The organism is Bacteroides sp. NGMCC 1.200775, from assembly GCF_040798045.1.
GTDB lineage: Bacteria > Bacteroidota > Bacteroidia > Bacteroidales > Bacteroidaceae > Bacteroides > Bacteroides hominis.
On sequence record NZ_JASCQK010000002.1, the window covers coordinates 1 to 24245 of the forward strand.

A 24245-nucleotide genomic window follows, 5' to 3' on the forward strand; every position below is an offset into this window, starting at 1 on the left:
TAAAGATTTCAATGACGAAGACAAACGTATCCATCGAGAGTGTACTGCGTGAACTTGAAAAACAAAGCGAGTATACTTTCTTCTACAATGACAATCAGGTAAAGCTGAACAAGAAAGTATCCATCAATGTGTCGGATGCTCCGATCGAAACTGTACTGAACGAAGTATTCAAGAATTCGGGATACACTTATAAGATCGTGGATAATCAGATCGTAGTATCTGCGACGAAAGAAGCGACAAAAGACGTACAGACAACTCAGCAACAAAAGCAGAGAAAAGTTTCGGGAGTTGTAAAAGATGCAATGGGTGAAGCCATCATTGGAGCATCAGTAGTAGAAAAAGGAGCTCCTTCTAATGGTACTATAACAGATATTAACGGACAATTCAGTCTGACAGTAGGCGGCAACGAATTACAAATTACCTATATCGGTTATATGCCTGAAACAGTATCGTTGAAACCAGGTGTTACTTCTTACAATGTTACCATGAAAGAAGATACAAAGACCCTTGACGAGGTAGTTGTAGTAGGTTACGGCGTACAGAAAAAAGCAAATTTAACAGGTGCAGTATCATCCATTAATGCTGAAGCACTGGAATCTCGTTCTGTATCAAGTGTTTCTGCAGCAATGGCTGGAACAATGCCGGGTGTAACAGCTATCCAATCTTCCGGTGCTCCGGGATTACAAACCGGAACAATTACCGTACGTGGTAAAAACTCGGTGAATGCGGCCAATCCGTTAGTCATCGTAGACGGTGTACCGGGTAGTATGAATACCATTGACCCACAGGATATCGAAAGTTTGACAGTATTGAAAGATGCTGCTTCTGCCGCAATCTACGGTGTACAGGCTGCCAACGGTGTAATCTTGATTACAACTAAAAAAGGTAAGAAAGGACAAGATGCCAAAGTATCCTATTCGGGTAGTGTAGCATGGGCAACTCCTACAACAAAACTAAACTTCCTTGGTTCGGCAGACTATGCTATGCTGTACAATGAAGCTGTAAAAAATGAAAATCCCAATGCCGCCCTTCCGTATAGCGATGAAGATATCGAGCTTTTCCGGAATGGAACTGATCCAATCGGACACCCCAATACAGACTGGTATAAAGAGACATTTAAAAATTTTGCATTTGAACAACAACACAATTTCTCAATCAATGGTGGCTCTGAAAAAACAAATTACAGTGCATCGGTTGGTTATCTCTATCAAGGTGGTTTAACAAACGAAAATGATTATAATCGTTTCACCGGTCGTATCAACGTTGAATCAGAAATCAGCAAATGGTTTTCTGCCGGACTGAATGTATCCGGATATAGAGGAACACGTGAGGATGGAGCTGTCGGATTTGCTACACTGATGAGTGAAGTGACCCGTAACAGCCCGACACTACCGGTTTACAATGAAGATGGTACATTTAATTATAGCGGAAAAGCCAATCCGGTAGCAGAATTAGGAAGAACCGGTTTTTATCGTCAGATGGACCAGCAGTTGAATGCTATCCTACATGCAACCGTACACATCTTACCGGAATTGAGCGTTAAGGGATTATTCTCTGTACGTAATGATATTCGTAACATCGATTACTTCAAGAAACATTATTCATATGGTACCGGATCAAATATTTCTGATTCTGGTTTGAGAGAAGGATACGATAAATATTATATCTGGAACGAATATACATCTCAGTTGTTGGTGAACTATAACAAAACGTTCAAGCAACATACTATCGGTGCATTGTTTGGCTTTGAGCAGTGGGAGCAACTTTATAAATATACAGAAGCCACACGTAAGGGTGGTGGTAGCGATGAACTAACAGAGTCATTGAATACACTGGATAAATCATCTCAAACCAATTCTGACGGTGGCACGGAGTTAGCCCGTCGTTCATACTTTGGCCGTATCCAATACGATTACGCTGACAAATATTTATTTGAAGCGAATCTGCGTGCAGATGCTTCTTCACGTTTCCCGAAAGATAATCGTTGGGGTGTATTCCCTGCATTCTCTGCCGGATGGAGAATCTCAGAGGAAAACTTTATTAAAGACAATCTGAACTGGATGAGTAACTTGAAGTTACGTTTAGGTTGGGGTCGTACCGGTAACGAAGAATTGAGCGATATCTACCCTGCAGTAGCGACTTATGCTTATGGTTCTTATATGTTTGGTAATACATTGAACACAACCGCCTATGAAGCGAGATATGTAAACAGTGCACTTCAGTGGGCCACAGTTACTAATTACGAAGTTGGATTAGACGCAGGATTCTTAGATAATAAACTTGGATTTGAACTGTCTGTATACAAGAAAAAAACAGATGACATGCTATTGAAACTTCCGGTACAGGGTATTTTAGGTATGTCAGCACCGGTTCAGAATGCAGGTAGTGTAGAAAATACAGGTTTCGATTTGAACATTTTCCACAATAACCGTATCAATAAAGATTTCAGCTATGCTGTAAATTTAAATCTGGCTTATGTAAAAAACCGTATCACAAACCTTGAGGGTACTGAAGGAGAAGATCCTGACAACAATAAATTATGGCGTTTAGAAGGTTATCCCATCGGTTCATTCTATGGTTACAAAGCAATCGGTTATTTCAATACTGAAGAGGAACTGGCCAACGAACCGAAACGTACAGGAACAGAAAAATTGGGTGATATCAAATATGCTGATTTGAATGGTGATGGTAAAATTGATGCTGCGAATGACCGTACAGTGATCGGTCAAAACTTCCCGAGCTGGACAGGTGGTTTAAGCATTAACCTGTATTGGAAAGACTTCGACTTCTCTGCTCTGTTCCAAGGTGCATTCGATGTCGATAAATACTGTGAAGCCGAATCTTCATACGCATTCTATAATGGTGGTAAAGTGCTGAAAAAACACTTAGATCGATGGACTCCGGAAAATCATAATGCCAGCTATCCTCGTATCACAAAAGATTCACAAACTAACTTCGTAACTTCTTCTTTCTGGTTGGAAGACGCGTCTTATGTACGTTTGAAGAATGTGTCATTAGGCTACAATCTGCCTAAGAGTTGGCTGAACAGAATTGGCGTTAGCAGAATCAAAGTCTATGTAGCTGGTGAAAACTTACTGACATTCTGTGGTCTTGAAGACATTGACCCGGAAGAATCAAGTACACGCGGATGGTCATATACCAACGTGAAGAAAGTTTCATTAGGCCTAAAAGTTTCATTCTAAATCCCTCAATACTATAAAAATATGAAAAAGAATTACTTATATATATTTGCAACAGCCCTTATAGTAGGGTTCAGCTCTTGTAGCGACTTTCTGGATCGCTATCCTCAGGAAGAGCTTTCTGATGGTAGCTTCTGGAAAACGCCGGATGACGCAAACAAAGTAGTCTCAGACCTCTATGGCTATCTGTCTACATGGGATCAAGACAACGACATTAATTCAGACAATGCCACAATGGGTATCAAATGGGCTGCAGGTAATATTTCCAAAGGAATTTATGACCCGGCAGACCAAGGTTGGAGCGGTGATTATGCAAATGTCCGTCAGTGTAACCTGATTCTTTCAAAAATAGATGAGATTCCTGATTATCCTGAAGCAGATAAAACCAAAGCACTCGGACAGGTATATTTCTTCAGAGCGTATATTTACTTTAATCTGATCCGTTCATTCGGAGACGTTCCATACATTGATAAACCTCTGGACTTAAAAGACATGGAAGGAATCACACGTATGCCAAGAGCAGAAGTATATGAGAAAGTCATGGCTGATTTTGACAGAGCAATTGCTGCCCTTCCAACAGAATGGCCTGCTTCTGACTATGGACGAATTACTAAAGGAGCCGCTATGGCAATGAAAGCAAGAGCTGCTTTATACTACGGAAATTGGGATGTAGCTGCCAAAGAAGCCAAAAATGTAATGGATTTAGGCTTGTATGAACTTTATGATAAAGACAATACAGGCAAATATGCTGAACTTTTCTGGGAAAAAGCCGATGGTTGTGACGAATTCATACTTGTTACCCAATTTAACTACCCGGACAAAACTCACTACCTGATGGGTTGGGAATGTTTCCCTACAAAAGGTTGGGGTGGCATGAACCCCACTCAAAGTCTGGTGGACGCATTCGAAGATAGTGAAGGCGCTCCGATCAGTAAATCTAAAATATACGATTCAACAGATCCATTCAAAAACCGTGACCCACGTTTGGAGGTAGACATTTTGCACGATGGTGAGGAAATGTATGGCGTAACAATAAAAGTCGCTCCTTTGGCTTCAAGCGGTAGCACAGGCATCAACCAACATAATGATGCTACAGAAACCGGATATTATGGCCAGAAATGGCTGGACCCAAGTTTAGATCCTCAGTCTGATGGCTGGAACATGGGTAAGGACTGGGTACATATCCGTTATGCTGAAGTACTCTTAACTTATGCTGAAGCCATGAACGAACTTAAGGGGTTGGATCCGGCTGCATTTGATGCTGTCAATCAGGTAAGACGTCGTGTAGGTATGCCTGAACTTCAGAATACGGATGCCAGCAAGCCTACTTATTGTGCTACTCAGGATGATCTCCGTCAACGTATCCGTAACGAATGGCGTGTAGAATTTTGTCTGGAAGGCGGAAAACGTATGTGGGATATCCGTCGTTGGGGAATTGCCAAAGACGTATTGAATGCACCATTCGAAGGATTGAAATATAAGATTGTAGACAACCCGAATGATCCCGACAAAAAAGTAGATGGTGGAAAAATGTGTATCCTTTATCAGGGAGAACCGATTAAGTTGGTAGGAAGCAGATACTCGGACAATAACTATTTGTTCCCTGTACCGCAAAGCGAAATTGACTTGAATCCTGCTCTGACACAGAATCCGGGTTATTAATAATAGTGTTTAGACAATGGGGGCATTCCAATCAGGGAGTGCCCTCATTTCTCTTATTATCTTGCATCTATACTTATGAAGCGGTTACCATACCTACTTTTTTTACTACTTTTCATTACCTATTTCCTTTGTTACCAAGGGGTACTTTCACATGTGATTTATTATCACGAACAACACCATTTGTTCCTGTTCTCTAAAGAATACTTCTTCAAACAAATTCATACGGAAGGGTTGATCGCATATCTGAATGATTTCGTCGTTCAATTCTTTTATATACCCATATTGGGAAGTGCAATATTATCCGGGATATTGGCGGGAATATATCTGTTGACGCACTATTCTTTCAAAAAAATAACAGGACAAACAGACCTGTTACAATTATCCTTGTTTCCCTCTATATGTCTTTTCATTTATACAATGCCTGTAGATCATTCATTAACACCTGTCGTGGGAGTTTTCTTGGGGCTTTTGTTACTTGCCGGAATTAATATCTTCATAACCAAACAATGGAAATGTTTCATCCGCATTCCATGGATTAATGTTCATGGAAATAAAAAGAATATGGCAATTTCCACAATTTCTACAATCATATATGCCATTGCCGCATGTTATATATTCGTACAATCATATAATATGCCGGAACGCATCATGTTGATGGCTGAGAAAAGCGTAAAAGAGAGAAATTGGGAAAACACATTGACACAAACAGAAAAATATATAAATTCAGGGAGAACCAATCAACTGATCTCCTATTTTCACAACCTGGCTTTATATCACACAGGAAAGCTACCTTACCACCTATTTGATTATCCACAAAAATTAGGAGTCAAAAGTCTGTACTTCCCATGGAATAGTGACAGCCGTGAAAGCGAATATGGACATTTCATTTATGAAGACCTGGGATATATCAACGAGGCACAACGGTGGGAGTTCGAATCGATGGTTGTCTGGGGAGAGACCGCTCCGCACCTGATTAACCTGGCACGGTATAACATAGCCAATAAACGTCCCAAAGTGGCACAGAGGTTTATCAACCTGCTTAAACAATCTCTTTTCTACAAGAAAGAGGCCGAAGCATTGGAGAAATGGCTACCGACAGGAAATGTTCCCGGGTTGAAAGTATCACCCGGCAAGACCTCCAACACGCCTGTACGATTCGCGAATGTTATAAATATAGGACCGGAACTGCAATATCTGTGCGAACAAGACTCAACAAACCGGATGGCTTTCGAATATCTGATGGGTAACTTACTGTTGAGCAACAATGTCATACGTTTTGTGAATAACCTGAAGTTCATACATAATTTCGATTACCCTCAAATGCCACCCGCTTACGAAGAGGCACTCTATATCTATAAATTAGGAGTAGGCGAAGAAACTTTTTCAAAATCAGGTTTCACTGTAAGCGAACAAACCGAAAAACGATTCCAACAATATTATGGTTTATATAAAAACAGAGAAATGCAAAGGTTGAAATCCGAGTTTGGAAACACCTATTGGTACTATCTGAACTTCATCAGTCCCTATGGAGATAAAATCATTAAGAATTAATCTGCACTGATATGAAAACTACCTATATTCTTTTTATGATGGCTCTTGCCTGGATACTACAAGCCTGCACAGAGCAATGTCAAAGGCCGGACTTATATACAGATAGTATTCCCTGTATATACCCGGATTATACAGGAGTCACCTTCCCGGTTAATATTGCTCCGCCAAATTTCATTATCAAGGAAGAAGCTGATGTTTTTCAAACAGAAATTGGTGTAGAAAAAGTGACAAATATTCTATATACCAGCAAGCAACCGGAAGTGATTATCCCATCCAAAGCCTGGAAAAAACTTCTCCAAAAGGCAGCCGGAAAGGAAATCTTTATTCGAATCACCCTCCTGAAAGATGGAAAATGGACACGCTTCGCAGATATTACAGATACCGTTTCTAATGAAATGATAGATCCATACCTCGCCTACCGGCTACTCTACCCGGGATATGAACTCTGGAACGAGATGGGAATCTATCAACGAAACCTGACTAATTATGAGGAAACTCCCATAGCGGAGAATAAAGCATTTGAAAAACAATGCATAAATTGCCATACGTTCAACCGGAACTCGCCCGAAACCATGATGATACATGTACGTGGAAAATCGGGAGGAACACTGATATCAAAGAATGGAAAAGTAGAAAAAGTCAATACAAAACCGGAAGGAGCCAAGAATGGAGGAACCTATGCAGCATGGCATCCTACAGGGCGATATATTGCTTTCTCTATGAATGAGATACAACAGTTCTTCCATTCATCGGGACAAAAACCCATCGAGGTGTCAGACCTGGCCGCCGACTTGATGGTATATGACACGCAAAAGAAAACGTTCCTCACGGACTCCCTGATTTATGGGGATAAATACATGGAGACATTTCCGAACTGGACACCGGACGGGAAGACGCTATACTTCTGCCGTGGAAACGCTTATAAAGAAAAGATGCCGCTGGACAGTATTCATTATGACCTATGCCGGATTGGATTCGACCCCGAATCAGGTAAGTTCGGGAGCTTGGAGTGTGTATATAAAGCTTCGGAACAGGGGAAGAGCGTGTCTTTTCCAAGAGTTTCTCCGGATGGCAGATACCTGATGTTCACTCTATCTGATTATGGTAACTTTTCTATCTGGCATCCGGAAAGCGAGCTTTGCCTTTTAACGATAGATACCGGAGAGATACGGCTTTTAAACGAGGTGAACAGTGATGACGTGGAAAGCTTCCATACCTGGTCGTCATCCGGAAAGTGGTTCGTATTCAGCAGCAAACGACTGGACGGACTTTGGGCACGACCATTCTTCGCCAGTTTCAATCCGGAAACAGGAAAAGCGGGAAAACCGTTTTTATTGCCACAGAAAGATCCGCGTTTCTATGATACGTTTACTAAAACGTATAATTTACCGGAGCTGATTAAAGAACCGGTGCGTAACGGAAATGAACTGATAAAAGCTATACATTAATTTAACACACTTTACCCCGAAAGAGAGGGCTTTCCATTTTGCAGTAAGCCCTCTTTTTTAGAACTTTGCGACATCACTCAATAAACATTTAATTCAAAGAAAACACATGAAAAACATTTTCCTTACCTTAAGTTTGGCTATCGGATTGCTTTTACCTTGCAATCTGTATGCTCAAAGCCAGTATCCGTTCCAAAACACGACATTATCTACCGAAGAAAGAGTAAATGACCTTATCGGACGTATGACCCTTGAAGAGAAAATAGATTTGCTTGCCGGATACAACGATTTCTATCTGCACCCGTGCGAACGATTGGGAATACCGGCATTCAAACTGGCTGACGGTCCGCTGGGCGTTGCCTCCTGGGGATTGTTCGGACGTGCTACCGCATTTCCATCGGCACTTTCTCTGGCTGCCTCATGGAACAAAAATCTGGCAGAAAAGACAGGAGCCATGTATGCCCAGGAATGGCGTGCGAGAGGTATTCATTTTCTTTTAGCTCCGGGGGTAAACAACTACAGGGCTTCCAAAGGAGCCCGTAATTTCGAGTATTTCGGCGAAGATCCCTATCTGACATCCGAAATGGTAGTCCCTTTTATTAAAGCGGTACAAGACGGAGGAGTAATCGCCACCATAAAACACTTCGCAGCCAACGATCAGGAGTTTGACCGCTATACAGTCAGTACGGAAGTATCCGAACGCGCGCTGCAGGAAATTTACCTTCCACCTTTTAAAGCTGCCGTACAAAAAGCAGGTGTCAAAGCCGTCATGACGGGTTACAACTTAGTGAACGGAACACATTGTACTGAAAACAAACATCTGATCGATATTTTAAAGAAGGACTGGGGTTTCAAAGGCATGTTGATGTCAGACTGGGCATGTACCTATTCCGCTGACAATGCCGCAAACTACGGTTTGGATCTTGAAATGGGCAGCAACGACTGGTTCACCCGCAAAGAACTTCTCCCACTTATTAAAGAAGGAAAGGTTACAGAGGAAGTGATCAACGATAAAGTACGCCGTATTTACGGAGCCTGCATCTCAATGGGATTTTTTGATCGGCCTCAGCAAGACACCCATATCCCGACTTTCAACCCACAAGCCAATCAAATGGCATTGAATGCCGCCTGTGAAGGTATCATCCTGTTAAAGAACGAACAAAACACATTACCCATCCGCCAACCTAAAGTAATTGCCGTGATCGGTCCTACAGCCAATCCGGCGATTGTTTCGGACAGAATATACAATGTCAACAGCATTGTGTATGGCGGAGGTGGAAGTTCTAAAGTTCACCCCTGGTATGTCGTTTCAGCATTAGAGGGTATCTGCCAGGAATTTCCGGAAGCAACAGTATATTACACCGAAGGAATATCCAACCAGTTCAAACCCCGGTTGTTCCGTAACAGTAAGTTCCGTACCAAAGATGGTAAACCCGGACTGGAAGCCAGTTATTATGCATTGTCATCTGACAGTTCTGCTATGCTCTCCGACAAAATGATCCAGCAACAGGCAGTAGCTGCCGGAAGAACAGTAAACAGCAATCAACCGAGCAACACAGCATCCGGAAACGGTAAAGATGAAAACGGACTGATCATTCGCCGTATCGACCGCACAGTAAATTACGAATGGTGGGGATACCCTTTCAACGAGAGCAAATTGGGAAGTGACTACCGGATATGTTGGGAAGGATACGTGGATGCCGAGAAGACAGACAGCCTCCGGTTCTTTGTCGATGCACAGGGAGCGTATCGCTTGTGGATAGACGGAACATTGGCATTGGACGCTTCCCGGTCTCAATCGTTCGACGTACGCAATATTGCCGTTTCAGTACGGAAAGGAGATACCAAACACGTTCAACTGGAATTCTGTAACCAACGTAGCACCCCGGCAGAGATCCGGATGGGATATGCTTATCAAAGCGACATTGACTTTTCTGAAGCAAAGCGACTGGCCGAGAAAGCCGATCTCGTGGTGTTCTGTGCCGGATTGGACGGAAGCATCGAACTGGAGGGGCGCGACCGACCGTTCGATTTGCCTTATGGACAAGACCTGCTAATCGAGGAATTGATTAAAGTAAACCCCAAACTGATAGTAGCTATTCATGCCGGAGGCGGAGTAAACATGACCCGGTGGATCAATCAGGTACCCGCTGTAGTACATGCCCTCTATCCCGGGCAGGAGGGTGGACACGCATTAGCCCACATTCTTTCGGGCAAAGTAAATCCGTCAGCCAAACTCCCGTTCACAATCGAAAAAAAATGGGAAGATTCGCCGGCATACGGGCACTATGATGAAACCCGAAAAGAAAAGAAGGTATATTATACAGAAGGAATCTTCACCGGTTACCGGGGATACGACGAAAAAGGTATCGAACCTCTTTTCCCATTTGGATTCGGACTCTCGTATACCACTTTTGATTATACGGACCTCAATATCCGTATTACAGATAAAAAACAGAAGAAAGTCACAGTTTCGTTTACCATAACCAATACCGGGCAGCAAGACGGATACGAAATTGCCCAACTTTATGTACATGATATACAGTCTAAAGAGCCCCGTCCACAGAAAGAATTAAAAGGCTTTGACAAAGTATATCTGAAGGCAGGAGAAAGCAAACAGGTAGAGATCGAACTGGATGAAGACGCATTCCGGTATTTCAATGCCCGACAAAACCGTTGGGTATTTGAGAAAGGAGAGTTTGAAATCCTGGTAGGTGCCTCTTCCAGAGACATCAAACTGACAGGAAAGATCAAGATATAATCTTTATCAGTTGACGGGGAAAAGCGATAACCGGCTTTCCCCGTCAGCCTGATCTCTTCTATCCTTTTTTCACCTTCTTATATTCTCTGGGAGACATACCCATTATCTGGCTAAACAGCCGTGAAAAGTAATAAGCATCTTCAATACCTACCCGATAGCATACCTGATTCACTTTCATATCCGTAAAATCGAGAAACTGACAGGCTTTCTGAATCTTGATCTGATTGAAATAACTCAATGGTGCATAGCCCGTACGTTTCAAAAATAAATTAGAGAAGTACGAAGGCGAATATCCTGTATAATCTGCCAACTCGGCTAAAGTCAGCTTCTTACCCAAATTCTCCTTCATATAATGAATGGCTGCACTAACGGGATCTTCCTCACCCATCAGGCGGTGTTCTGAAAAAGCCTCCCGATACTCCCTGAGATAACGTAAAGAACCCAGATAATGATGAAATACAGAGCTGGCATACGAAAGATTCTCCAGACTGTACCCCATTTTCAGTACCCGAAATATTTCCTCAAACAATTCTGTCCGGTAACTGATTCGCGAATGCATTCCCGGCTTTATTTCCGTGAGCCGGCAAGTTCGGTGCGTACAATAGAGTGAAGCCAGTGTTCCCCCGAAGTGAATCCAATAAATTGTCCATGGTTCTTTTTCATCGGCGCCATAGGCATGAGGGAGTCCTGCCGGAAGTATGAAGTATTGATTGGGAGCTACCGGGTGCTTCTGCCCATCCAGGCTGAACCACCCCCTACCCTCCGTACAATAGATAAATACATATTGGTCAATCGGAACATCCCGTTCCCGAAAATGATTATAAGCCTTTGGATAATAGCCTATATCGGTAATATACAGTACAGAGGTCGCAGGCTCTGTCTTCATGCGTTGTACAATGGCCGGAGGCAATACCAATGCCTGTTCGCCGAGAAAACCGTCTTTTTGTTTTGCCATACTAACAGATTCATAGATTCACGTCACAAATATACATATAAAAAAGAAAGATAGTCCATCTTTTTAGCTGGTTTCTCTATTTATTTTCACCTCCAAACCCGCTTACTTTGCATTAATCATTTAAACCATTTAATAACATGAAACAGACACAAGGCTATTTACTACTAATCTGCATCGTCTCAGCTATGGGCGGGCTGTTGTTCGGCTATGATTGGGTTGTCATCGGTGGAGCTAAAATCTTCTACGAACCTTTCTTCGGAATTGAAAATTCAGCAGTTCTACGCGGCTGGGCCATGAGCAGCGCATTGATAGGCTGCCTGGTAGGGGCTTTGCTATCGGGTGTTTGGAGTGACAAGTACGGACGTAAAAAGATGCTCATCATAGCCTCCTTCCTGTTTGCGCTTTCAGCTTTAGGTACGGGAATAGTCGATAGTTTTTCCTATTTTATCTTCTATCGCATTGTAGGAGGACTGGGTATCGGCATCGCATCCAACGTTTCCCCCGTCTATATCGCAGAAGTTTCCCCTGCCCATGTACGAGGTAAATTCGTATCACTCAACCAGCTTACCATCGTATTAGGCATTTTACTGGCGCAACTGGCAAACTGGCAGATAGGAGAATACTATACACACGGTTCCGACGTACTGAGTGACACCAGTATAGAGTGGGCCTGGCGATGGATGTTCTGGGCAGAACTGATTCCGGCAGGAATCTTCTTTCTATTATCATTCGTCATCCCTGAAAGTCCCCGCTGGCTGGCTACTGTCCATCAACAGGAGAAAGCACGGAAAACACTGATGCGCATCGGAGGAGAAACCTATGCCCGGCAGACCCTGGAAGAACTGACACAAGTAACCCGGGGGCAAGACGGAAAACAAGATTACGAATGGAAAGCTGTCTTTCGCCCGGAAATGCGCAAAGTGCTGATCATCGGCATCGTCCTGGCTATATTCCAACAATGGTGTGGCATCAATGTAATCTTCAATTATGCACATGAAATCTTTTCATCGGCCGGTTATGCCGTTTCCGATGTGTTGATGAACATTGTAGTGACCGGAATCACCAATGTGATATTTACCTTCGTAGCCATCTATACAGTGGATAAATGGGGACGTCGCACCCTGATGCTTATCGGTTCTGCCGGATTGGCACTGATTTACCTGACACTGGGAACTTGCTACTTTCTGGATGTAAGCGGTCTGCCCATGCTCCTGCTGGTAGTGCTTGCCATTGCCTGCTATGCCATGTCACTCGCTCCGGTAGTCTGGGTGGTTTTATCCGAAATTTTCCCCGTGAAAATACGAGGTATGGCCATGGCCCTCTCCACCTTCTTCCTTTGGGTAGCTTGCTTTGTACTGACCTATACCTTCCCCGTTTTGAATGAAAGTATAGGTGCCGAAGGTACTTTCTGGCTGTATGGTGGCATCTGTCTGGCCGGATTCCTGTTCATACGCCGGAAGCTGCCAGAAACCAAAGGGAAAACACTGGAAGAAATAGAAAAAGAATTAATCAAATAATCCATAAAATAAGATGAAAGAGAATGTAAAAGTATGGGAGGAGGACATCCTGCTCCCTACCTATGGCATCGGACGTCCCGAAAAGAACCCGATGTTTCTGGAAAAGCGTGTCTATCAAGGCAGCAGCGGAGTAGTATACCCGTATCCGGTCATCGAGAAGATTGAAGACACTTGTGAAGAGAAAAGCTATCATGCCGTATGGTTGGAAAATGAATACCTCAAAGTCATGATTCTGCCCGAATTAGGAGGACGCATCCAGATGGCTTTCGATAAAATAAAGCAACGGCATTTTATTTATTACAACCACGTGATAAAACCGGCTTTGGTAGGACTGACCGGTCCCTGGATTTCAGGGGGCATTGAGTTCAACTGGCCTCAACACCACCGCCCCAGCACATTCCTGCCGGTAGATTACAGCATTGAACAATGCAAAGACGGAAGTGTCATTGTATGGGTAAGCGAACGGGAACGGATGTTCGGCCAGAAAGGAACAGCCGGATTCACACTCCGCCCCGGCCGGGCTGTACTCGAGATACAGGGAAAAGTTTCTAACCCGACTCCTCTGCCACAGACTTTCCTGTGGTGGGCCAATCCGGCAGTAGCAGTCAACGCAGACTATCAGTCTGTATTCCCCTCGGATGTTAACGCCGTATTCGACCATGGAAAGCGGGATGTATCCCGTTATCCTATCGCTACCGGAACCTACTACAAGATGGACTATTCCGCCGGAGTGGATATTTCAAGATATAAAAACATCCCTGTACCGACTTCCTACATGGCAATCCGGTCCGAATACAACTTTGTGGGCGGATACGAAAACGACACCCAGGCAGGTGTTCTGCATGTTGCCAATCATCACATATCTCCAGGAAAGAAACAATGGACGTGGGGAAACGGAGATTTCGGACAAGCATGGGACCGCAATCTGACGGATGCCGACGGACCGTATATAGAGCTGATGACAGGAGTCTATACGGACAATCAACCGGATTTCAGCTGGCTGCAACCCTATGAAGAGAAGACTTTTACACAATACTTCATGCCCTACCGGGAACTGGGAGTTGTGAAAAACGCCTCCTCGGAACTCCTGATGAATCTGGAGCCCGAAGGAACAGAGAGCAGGTTAAAGCTCTTTGCTACCTCTGCCCAACAGGGATTACACATCGTAGTCCGGAAAGCAGGAAACATCTGTTTTGAACAAACCTGCGACCTCTCTCCGGAACAAGTGTTCGACAGACTGGTCCCCGTCAACGACCTTAGTGAAACAGAAGTCATCATCTACGATACCAACGGACGGGAGAAGCTCAGTTGGAGGGCTGAACCGGAAACTATCAAAGAGGTTCCGGAAGCAGCCCGACCCGCCCTCGCACCGGAAGAAATTAAAACAAATGAGGAACTCTACCTAACCGGACTGCATCTGGAACAATACCGACATGCAACTTATTGTCCGACCGATTATTATTTGGAAGCACTCCGCCGTGACAATGAAGACGCCCGTTGTAACAATGCCATGGGGCTGTGGCTTATACGCAAAGGACAGTTCGCGCAAGCAGAGCCCTACCTGCGGAAAGCGATTTCCCGACTGACCGAGAAGAATCCTAATCCGTATGATGGTGAAGCTTTCTACAACCTTGGGCTTGCGCTGAAATTCCAGGGAAAAAACGATGAAGCATACAATTCATTCTATAAATCGTGCTGGAACGCGGCATGGCAGGATGCAGGCTATTATTCACTGGCTCAAATCTCCGTTTCACGCGGCAACTGGGAAGAAGCTTTCGGAGAAATTGAAAAATCCTTATTACGCAATTGGCACAACCTGCGCGGTCGCCATCTGAAAGCAATGATCCTCCGCCATCTTGAACGTCCGGAGGAAGCTCTTGCCTGGATAGAAGACTCCCTGAAAATCGACGCATTCAACTTTGGCTGCCTGTTCGAAAAATATCTGATAACCCGGGAAGAAACCGTACTGTCCCAACTCCGACACCTGATAAAACGCGGCGCACCCGACTACGAGGCATTAGTGCTCGACTATACCTCTGCAGGACGATTTGAAGAAGCACTGGCCGTTGCCGAGTTGGCTATCGGCCAACCCATCGGCGAACAGACTCTGCTGCACTATTACAAGAGTTGGTGCCTGATTCGTTTAGGAGAAACAGACAAGGCGCGAACAGCCATCAGGCTTGCTGAAAAAGAACCGGCCGACTACTGCTTTCCCAATGCCCTGGAAGCGATAGAAGCTCTTCAGTGTGTGGCCGACTTTATGGGAGAAGCCCCGAAAGCCCTCTATTATTTGGGAAATCTTTGGTATGACAAACGCCAGTATACCCCTGCCATCGCAGCTTGGGAACGTTCTTCGCGTGAGGACGAAACATTTCCTACCGTATGGCGTAACCTGGCTCTGGCCTACTTCAACAAATTGAATCGCCCGGAAGAAGCCGTCCTCTTGCTGGAAAAAGCATTCCGCCTGGATCCGACCGACGCCCGCGTACTGATGGAACTCGATCAGCTGTATAAACGGCTGAACCGCCCGCACACAGAAAGAATGGCTTTTCTGGAACAACATATGGATATCGTAATAACTCGTGACGATTTATATCTGGAATATGTCACCTTGCTGAACCAGACCGGACAATACAGGGAAGCCATCCGCCGGATCGATCAGCGAAAATTCCATCCGTGGGAAGGCGGTGAGGGAAAAGTTCCCGCACAATATCAGATAGCCCGCCTGGAACTGGCAAAGGAACTGATCGCACGTAAAGAATACGATGAGGCACTCATCCGGATAGAAGAGTGCTACGCATACCCACCACATCTGGGTGAAGGCAAACTCCCGGGAGCACAGGAGAATGACTTCAATTATTACAAAGCCTGCATCCTGCAACAACTGGGCAAACAGAAAGAGGCACACGACCTGTTCCTCAAAGCCAGCATGGGAGACAGTCAGCCAGCCGCTGCCATGTATTACAACGACCAAAAACCGGACAAGATCTTCTATCAAGGACTTGCATTCCGAAAACTGGGACAAGAGAAAGAGGCACGCAGCCGCTTCAACAAATTAATCACTTATGGAGAAGAACATCTCTTCGACATATTCCAGATGGATTATTTTGCCGTATCTTTACCCGACCTTCTGATCTGGGAAGACGATATGGATAAGAAGAACCGCATCCACTGTAACTATCTGATGGCTCTGGGACATCTGGGACTGGGAAATACGGCAAAAGCCGAACACTTCTTTGAAGTAGCCGCTTCGATGGATAACAATCATCAGGGGATACAGATTCACCGGAAATTAATGAATACATAAAAGAAATGAGGCCTCACCACAGAATACACAGATTAGTACAGAACATTTAATCTTACCAATCAAAAAGAAATAAACGATTAATCTGTGAAAATCCGTGTAATCTGTGGTGAATAAAACCATACAATCATGAAAAAACCAAATCAAAACACCCGACATCGAGCCATCCTGATCCTGACCGGATGCCTGCTCGCCATGGCCGTTATGGCACAATCGACAAAAAATGATGTCCTCGACCTGTCAGGTATGTGGCGCTTTCAACTGGACCCGATGGGATTCGGCAAGACTCCCGGCTCCGAGCTCTATCTGGACAAACTCTCGGAAACCATCATGCTGCCCGGATCGACGGACCAGGGTGGCAAAGGAATCAAAAACACCGCACGTTATGTAGACCGCCTGAGTCGAAAATTCGAGTATCAGGGGGCTGCCTGGTACCAACGGGAAGTAGTGATCCCCGAGGACTGGTCCGGCCGTGAGATTTACCTGAAGCTGGAGCGTTGTCATTGGGAAACAACTGTCTACGTAGACGATAAGGAAGTAGGTGTCATGGAGCACCTGAGTACTCCAAACACATTCGTACTGACTCCGGTGCTCAGCCCCGGCATCCATACGCTGACCATCTGCGTAAACAATACGCTCAAATATCCAATGGATCAGTGGAACCACGGAACTACCGAATATACACAAACCAACTGGAATGGAATAGTCGGTGACATTTCACTGTATGCCAAAGAAAAAGCGCACATCCGCCGGATTAATGTATATCCCGATGTGACAGCAAAAGAAGTGGAAATAGCAGTACAACCCGCCCCCCTGAAGCACGGGCAAACGGGAACGCTGGAGCTATGTATCCGGGAGAAAGGGGGCAAAGTGATAGTTCGCCAGAGCATGAGTGCAGATAGCCTGCAGGCACATGCCGGCATTCGGCAAACCCTTCCGATGGGTAAACAGGTGAAACTCTGGGATGAATTTACACCTTATTTGTATGAGCTTGAGGCCAGCTGGAACGTAGATGGCAAGACAGACACCCAAACCCGGACTTTCGGCATGCGAAATGTGGAACAAGGCAAGCATCACATCCGTCTGAACGGAAGAGACATTCACTTGCGCGGAGTGCTGGACTGCGCGGTTTTCCCTCTGACCGGCTATCCGTCGACAAACGTCGATGACTGGAAGCGTATCTTCAACACCATCAAGGAATATGGAATGAACCACGTACGTTTCCACTCCTGGTGCCCGCCGGAAGCCGCATTCGAAGCGGGCGACGAAACAGGCATGTACCTCCAGGCCGAACTCCCCATGTGGATCAAAGACGTGGGCAAATATCCTGCCCGACGCGATTTCTTCGAAAAAGAGATGTATGCCATTCTCGACGCTTATGGCAATCATCCCTCTTTCATCCTGATGTGTAACGGAAACGAAAATGAAGGTGATTTTGCCGTATTGGAAGATCTGGTGAAAAAAGCACAGGCTTATGACAACCGACGTCTTTACAGCGCCTCAACCGCCCGCACACACACTCCCTCGGATCAATATTATGTGTCGCACGTCACTTCGAAAGGATGGATCACCGTATACGAAGGGAAACCCTCGACTGACTGGGATCGTTGCAAGGAGTCGGACATCGATGTTCCGGTGATTGCCCACGAAACGGGACAGCGCTGCATGTACCCCAACTTCGAAGAAATAAAGAAATATACAGGCGTAGTCGAAGCACGCAACTTTGAAGTGTTTCGCGAACGACTTGCCAGAAACGGCATGTTGCATCAAGCCGATGATTTCTTCAAAGCAACCGGAGCACACACAGTGCTGCAATATAAAGAGGTGAACGAATCGTTGCTGCGCACTCGCAATTCCGGTGGGTTCCAATTATTGGGACTGGCCGATTTCCCAGGACAGGGCAGCGCTTTTGTCGGTATCCTCGATGCCTTTTGGGAAAGTAAAGGCCTCGTATCCCCCGAAAAGTTCAGAGAATCGTGTGCCCCTACCGTGCTTCTGGCACGCCTGCCCCAACGTACTTTCAAGACCGGAGAGAATCTGAAAGCAAAGATGGAGATTTACCATTACGGCAAGAATGCCCTGAAAGACCGGAAACTGAACTGGACATTGACAGGAGAAGATGGAACCGTGTACCGTAAGGGAAGCCTGAAAGTAAAAGAAATACAACCCGCCACGGTAGATTCGCTTGGGATCATCGAATTATCTCTGAATGGTGTGGAGAGTGCCCGCAAGCTGACACTGAAGGCTGAATTGGGAAGTTGTCGCAATGAATGGGACGTATGGGTATACCCCGAACAGCCAAAAGTTGAAGAGACTAACTTTATCTACACCCGTACCTGGAATGACAAGACCAAACAGTGGCTCGACGAAGGAAAGAGCGTACTGTTGATCCCCGAAAAGTGCCAAGGACGCAAAGCACACTTCGCCAGCCACTTCTGGAATCCGATTATGTTCAACTGGAACCCGATGATCGTAGGTACACTGATCGATAACGAGCACCCTGCTTTCCGCGATTTCCCCACGGGAAGCTATGCTGACTGGCAATGGTGGGATATCCTTAACTATTCGACAGCTCTGGAACTGGACGAACTGAAAGAAATCACTCCACTGATACAAAGCATCGACTCTTATGAAACCAACCAAAAGCTGGGAATCTCGTTTGAGGCGAATGTAGGAAAAGGAAAATTGTTCGTGCTCTGCGCCGATCCTGAAAAGAAAATCGGTGAAAGGCTTGCCATGCAGCAGTTGCTCACCTCTGTCCGGAATTACGTTTCATCCGATCGTTTCAAACCGGAAAGAAGTTTGCCTGTCTATCAGTTGGACGCACTCTTCGCTCCGGCAGCCGAAGAGAAATCCGGAAATAAAGGAAGCAAAGCGATCGAACTGTTGTTGAATAAATAATACCGACCGACAGCCGCCGGACCCGTTTATATCCGGACGAAGGTTCGCCGCATAGCCGGAGCATAGACTAAAATTTATTAAAAGAATAGCAGCCTCCCTATGGTGACTGCTATTCTCTTTGTATTCATTATAATAGCACAAGTCTGAAAGTAAATCATCGTAAACCATTCTTTTTTAATATTATGAAAATCAAACTACTATTGCTACTTTGTTGTGGTCTGTGGGGCAGTTGCAGCTCGTACGACTACTGCCCGGTCACTCCTTCGGAGAGTGACCTTGTATTCACCGGACTTGCCCGATCGTGGGACGAAGCGATGCCTCTGGGCAACGCCACCGTCGGCGCACTGGTATGGCAACGCGACTCCTCCCTGCGCCTGTCACTGGACCGGACCGATCTATGGGACTTGCGCCCGGTAGACAGCCTGTCGGGAGATAACTTCCGCTTCTCCTGGGTAAAAGAGCACATCCGCACAAAAGACTATCTGCCCGTACAGAAAAAACTGGACTGGCCTTATGACATGAACCCTGCCCCATCCAAAATCCCCGGAGCCGCAATCGAGTTTCCATTGGAAAAGATAGGCGCTCCCACCCAAGTACGACTTTATCTGAATAATGCTCTGTGCGAAGCGAACTGGGCAGACGGAACACAGATGCAGACTTTTGTTCATGCCACCGAACCGGTCGGATGGTTTGTATTCCGTAACCTGAAAACTCCGATAGAGCCGTCTATCCTTACCCCCGTATACAATAAAACGAAACCGGACGGCAGCCTCGATCCGGTTTCGGGACAGGATCTCCACCGACTGGGCTACCAGCAAGGAGAGACAGTCCGCGAAGGCAACCGGATCACCTATCACCAGAAAGGCTACGGAGACTTCTGGTATGACGTAGTAGTGTGTTGGAAACAGGAAGGAGAAACCCTGTACGGTACTTGGAGCGTCACCTCTTCCCTATCCGGCGAAAAAGCAGCCGAAAAAGCAGAAGCCGCCCTGCAACGTGGATTAAAACAGGATTATCAGGCACATCTGGAATATTGGGACAAGTACTGGGCACAATCATCCGTTACTCTGCCCGACTCCATTTTGCAAAAACAATACCAGAACGAAATGTATAAATTCGCCTCTACCACCCGCGAACACTCCTATCCCATCTCCCTGCAAGCCGTATGGACAGCCGACAACGGAAAACTCCCTCCCTGGAAAGGGGACTATCACCACGACCTCAACACACAGCTGAGCTATTGGCCCGCCTATACGGGCAATCACCTGACGGAAGGCATGGGATACCTGAACACCTTATGGAACCAGCGGGATACATACAAGCGCTACACCCGCCAGTATTTCGGAACCGAAGGTATGAACATACCGGGCGTCTGCACCCTGACAGGAGAACCGATGGGGGGATGGATACAGTACTCCATGTCGCAGACAGTGGCTGCCTGGCTGGCACAGCACTTCTATCTGCACTGGAAATATTCGGCAGACCGCACCTTCCTCAAAGAACGTGCTTACCCCTTCCTTAAAGATGTGGCAATCTACCTGGAACAAGTCTCCGAAGTCACCCCCGAAGGAGTACGCAAACTGGAATTCAGTTCAAGTCCCGAAGTATTCGACAACTCCCTGCAAGCATGGTTCAGCGACATGACCAACTACGACCTGGCAATGATGCACTTCCTCTTTAAAGCAGCCGCCGAACTGGCTCACGAACTGAATCTGACAGACGAGTCGTCCCACTGGGCAGCTTTAGAAGCCCAATTGCCGGACTACGATGTGGATGAAGAAGGTTGCCTCACCTTTGCCAAAGGATATCCTTACAATGAATCGCACCGCCACTTCTCCCATGCCATGGCCATTCACCCGATGGGACTGATAGACTGGAGCGACGGAGAAAAGTCACAACACATCATACGGGCCACCCTGAAGCGGCTCGACGAAGTGGGGCCGGACTACTGGACAGGCTATTCGTACAGTTGGCTTGCCAATATGAAAGCCCGGGCATTCGACGGCAAAGGTGCGGCACAGGCCCTGAGAACCTTTGCTGAATGTTTCTGCCTGAAAAACACCTTCCACGCCAACGGTGACCAGACCAAAAGCGGCAAATCCCGTTTCACTTACCGCCCCTTCACGCTCGAGGGTAACTTTGCTTTCGCATCGGGCATCCAGGAGATGCTGTTGCAAAGCCATACGGGCACGATACGCATCTTCCCCGCACTGCCCGAAGAGTGGAAAGATGTATCGTTCGAAGGACTGCGTGCAATGGGTGCATTCCTTGTCTATGCACAGATGGAAGGCGGAGAAATCACCCGTGTACGTATCTATTCGGAGAAAGGCGGCATGTTGAAAATAGCCCGCCCCGGCACACTGAAACCGGATAAAAACTATACGTTGTCCGGTCCGGATATTCTCAACATAGATACTCAGGCAGACGAATGGATTGAGTTGAAGCCCTGATACATTCTGACAAGAAGGCAGCAATGTATATTTATTATCATTTTGTATTTTCTACCCGGTGTAGCCTGCGCTATATCCGGGTAGTCTTCTTTCCGATGAATAATATCACCCTCTCCGGCGATTACATTTTTTCAGGTTATCACCCTTTCGGCTGATTTCGGATCAGGGCACTATCCTTTCTGGTCCAAACATTACATTATTTCTTGCTATGCCCCCGAACAGGAACATTCTGACACTCTAACGGCGGTAGCCTGCACCGGGCTAAAAAATAAAAAGAAAGCCGAATCAGGATAACGATTGCTCTCTTCCTCCCCAATGCCACCTCGGTTTTGATGAAACGGAGCCTTGGTTTGAAACCAATGCCGCCTTTCTTTATTAGAAACGGAGCCTTAGTTTAAAAGCCTCAATGCATATATATAGAAGAATCCACGCCATCTACGCATACTTTTGCGGTTCATATTCATTTTATATGCAGTTCTGCTCTCCGGTTCAACTATTTCACACCGATTGCAAGTCAACAAAAAACAGGATATACTATCAGAATCATACTATTCAGAACATTCTGCTTTCAAAAGTAAAAAGCGGCTTTAAGGTTTATCATTTATTAAAATATTATAAAATTAAGCTATAACACAGAGGGTCACTCCCCAATGATGTGTATTTATAGCGTATATCAAAAAGTAAATTATTGCTCGAGCGACCAAACGAAAGAAAAGAATCTCATAACAAAGAAACAGAAGAATGAATAAAAGAGTTGCAACCCACAACACACTACACGCTGCATTATATACCCCGGAAAAACATTGCACTACCGGGTTCAAACAACTTGTAAAAGATGACATTACCAGGATTTTGCAGAAAGCAAAACCAGCCTGCTGCAGAGATGGTATCTTCCATTCAACAACGGAAGTGACCGTCTCTGCAGGCTGACAGGATTTATCCTGTTATAATAATAACCGGAATATCTATGAATTAAAGATGTAACAGAGAACGTTTTAATCGTATAAAAGATAAGAGTTGTGAAAAGTATTCTTATCTTTGCACGAGAAATGAAACACTATTATTAACAACAATTTTATTAACTAATCAAATCTTATCAAACATGTTTAAACATCTAAATGCCCTGTTTATCGGACTTGCATTGTTTGCTTGCACCTCGGGTGCAGTAGCACAAACCATCAAGCCTATCGAGACTCCAGTGCCTGTACGTCCCGCCGGACAAAAAGACGTAGTCGGACTGACTGCTCCTAAACTCGACGTGGTACGTGTCGGATTCATTGGCTTGGGTATGCGTGGACCGGGTGCAGTAGAACGCTTCACTCACATCCCCGGAACACAGATCGTAGCCCTTTGCGACCTTATCCCCGAACGCGTAGCCGGTGCACAGAAAATCCTGACCAAGGCAAGCCTGCCTGAAGCAGCTTCTTACTCCGGTAGCGAAGATGCCTGGAAAAAACTTTGCGAACGTAACGATATCGACCTCGTTTACATCGCAACTGACTGGAAACATCACGCACAGATGGCTATCTACGCCATGGAACACGGCAAGCACGTTGCCATCGAAGTTCCTTCGGCAATGACCATGGACGAAATCTGGGCGCTGATCAATACCTCTGAAAAAACTCGTAAACACTGTATGCAGCTTGAAAACTGTGTATATGACTTCTTCGAACTGACTACACTGAACATGGCTCAGCAAGGCGTATTCGGTGAAGTGCTTCACACAGAAGGTGCTTACATCCACAACCTCGAAGACTTCTGGCCATACTACTGGAACAACTGGCGTATGGATTACAATCAGAATCATCGTGGCGATGTATATGCCACTCACGGTATGGGCCCGGCTTGCCAGCTGCTCGACATTCACCGTGGTGACAAAATGAACTACCTCGTATCTATGGATACAAAGGCTGTCAACGGTCCGGCATACATCAAAAAAACAACCGGCAAAGAAGTAAAAGATTTCCAGAACGGTGACCAGACTTCTACACTGATCCGTACGGAAAAAGGTAAAACGATCCTGATTCAGCACAACGTAATGACTCCGCGTCCTTACAGCCGTATGTATCAGGTAGTAGGTGCCGACGGTTATGCAAGCAAATATCCTATCGAAGAATACTGCATGCGTCCGACTCAGATCGCTTCAAACGACGTACCTAACCACGAAAAGCTGAACGCACACGGCTCTGTACCCGCTGACGTTAAAAAAGCCCTGATGGATAAATACAAACACCCGATCCACAAAGAACTGGAAGAAACAGCTAAAAAAGTAGGTGGACACGGTGGTATGGACTACATCATGGATTACCGTCTGGTTTACTGTCTGCGCAACGGTCTTCCTTTGGATATGGACGTTTATGACCTTGCAGAATGGTGCTGCATGGCCGACCTGACCAAGCTTTCTATCGAAAACAGCTCTGCACCGGTAGCTATCCCTGACTTCACTCGTGGAGCATGGAACAAGGTGAAAGGTTACAGACACGCTTTCGCAAAATAATA

At 45.6% G+C, this 24245-nt stretch carries 11 protein-coding genes; 10 read left to right on the forward strand and 1 reads right to left on the reverse strand.

Translation table 11 applies throughout. The annotated features are described in order from the left end of the window. The 5 genes from QK890_RS06575 to QK890_RS06595 form a co-directional block, all read left to right on the forward strand. Positions 1-3203, forward strand: a 3203-nt coding sequence (locus QK890_RS06575; protein WP_032531195.1) for a TonB-dependent receptor, incomplete at its 5' end; no start/stop codon positions are given. Between the two features lie 21 nt (positions 3204-3224). Next, complete coding sequence (locus tag QK890_RS06580; protein WP_005810142.1) at positions 3225-4862, forward strand: RagB/SusD family nutrient uptake outer membrane protein; 1638 nt, start codon at positions 3225-3227, stop codon at positions 4860-4862. Positions 4863-4937: 75 nt separating this feature from the next. Next, entirely contained in the window at positions 4938-6413 is a 1476-nt protein-coding gene (locus QK890_RS06585) for a DUF6057 family protein (RefSeq protein ID WP_032541158.1), read from the forward strand. Between the two features lie 11 nt (positions 6414-6424). Further along, positions 6425-7861, forward strand: a complete 1437-nt coding sequence (locus QK890_RS06590; protein WP_367627264.1) for a cytochrome C biosynthesis protein — start codon at positions 6425-6427, stop codon at positions 7859-7861. A 106-nt stretch (positions 7862-7967) separates the two neighbouring features. Beyond that, a complete protein-coding gene (locus tag QK890_RS06595; protein ID WP_032541156.1) occupies positions 7968-10619 on the forward strand; it encodes a glycoside hydrolase family 3 protein in 2652 nt (883 codons plus the stop codon). 58 nt (positions 10620-10677) lie between these two features. Here QK890_RS06595 and QK890_RS06600 read toward each other — a convergent pair whose 3' ends face one another. Then, positions 10678-11574: an AraC family transcriptional regulator gene (locus QK890_RS06600; protein ID WP_005775668.1), complete on the reverse strand. Its 897-nt coding sequence runs from the start codon at positions 11572-11574 to the stop codon at positions 10678-10680. A 137-nt stretch (positions 11575-11711) separates the two neighbouring features. Between QK890_RS06600 and QK890_RS06605 the strand changes: the two genes are divergently transcribed. The 5 genes from QK890_RS06605 (at position 11712) to QK890_RS06625 (ending at position 24243) form a co-directional block, all read left to right on the forward strand. After that, positions 11712-13091 (forward strand): sugar porter family MFS transporter, encoded by a 1380-nt coding sequence (locus QK890_RS06605; RefSeq protein ID WP_005810153.1) that lies wholly within the window; start codon positions 11712-11714, stop codon positions 13089-13091. A 13-nt stretch (positions 13092-13104) separates the two neighbouring features. Further along, entirely contained in the window at positions 13105-16398 is a 3294-nt protein-coding gene (locus QK890_RS06610) for a DUF5107 domain-containing protein (RefSeq protein ID WP_032540858.1), read from the forward strand. 126 nt (positions 16399-16524) lie between these two features. Continuing rightward, complete coding sequence (locus tag QK890_RS06615) at positions 16525-19296, forward strand: glycoside hydrolase family 2 protein (protein ID WP_032540856.1); 2772 nt, start codon at positions 16525-16527, stop codon at positions 19294-19296. A 182-nt stretch (positions 19297-19478) separates the two neighbouring features. Next, positions 19479-21746 (forward strand): glycoside hydrolase family 95-like protein, encoded by a 2268-nt coding sequence (locus QK890_RS06620; RefSeq protein ID WP_367627265.1) that lies wholly within the window; start codon positions 19479-19481, stop codon positions 21744-21746. A gap of 1102 nt (positions 21747-22848) precedes the next feature. Then, positions 22849-24243: a Gfo/Idh/MocA family protein gene (locus tag QK890_RS06625; protein ID WP_005775661.1), complete on the forward strand. Its 1395-nt coding sequence runs from the start codon at positions 22849-22851 to the stop codon at positions 24241-24243. Positions 24244-24245: the final 2 nt, after the last annotated feature.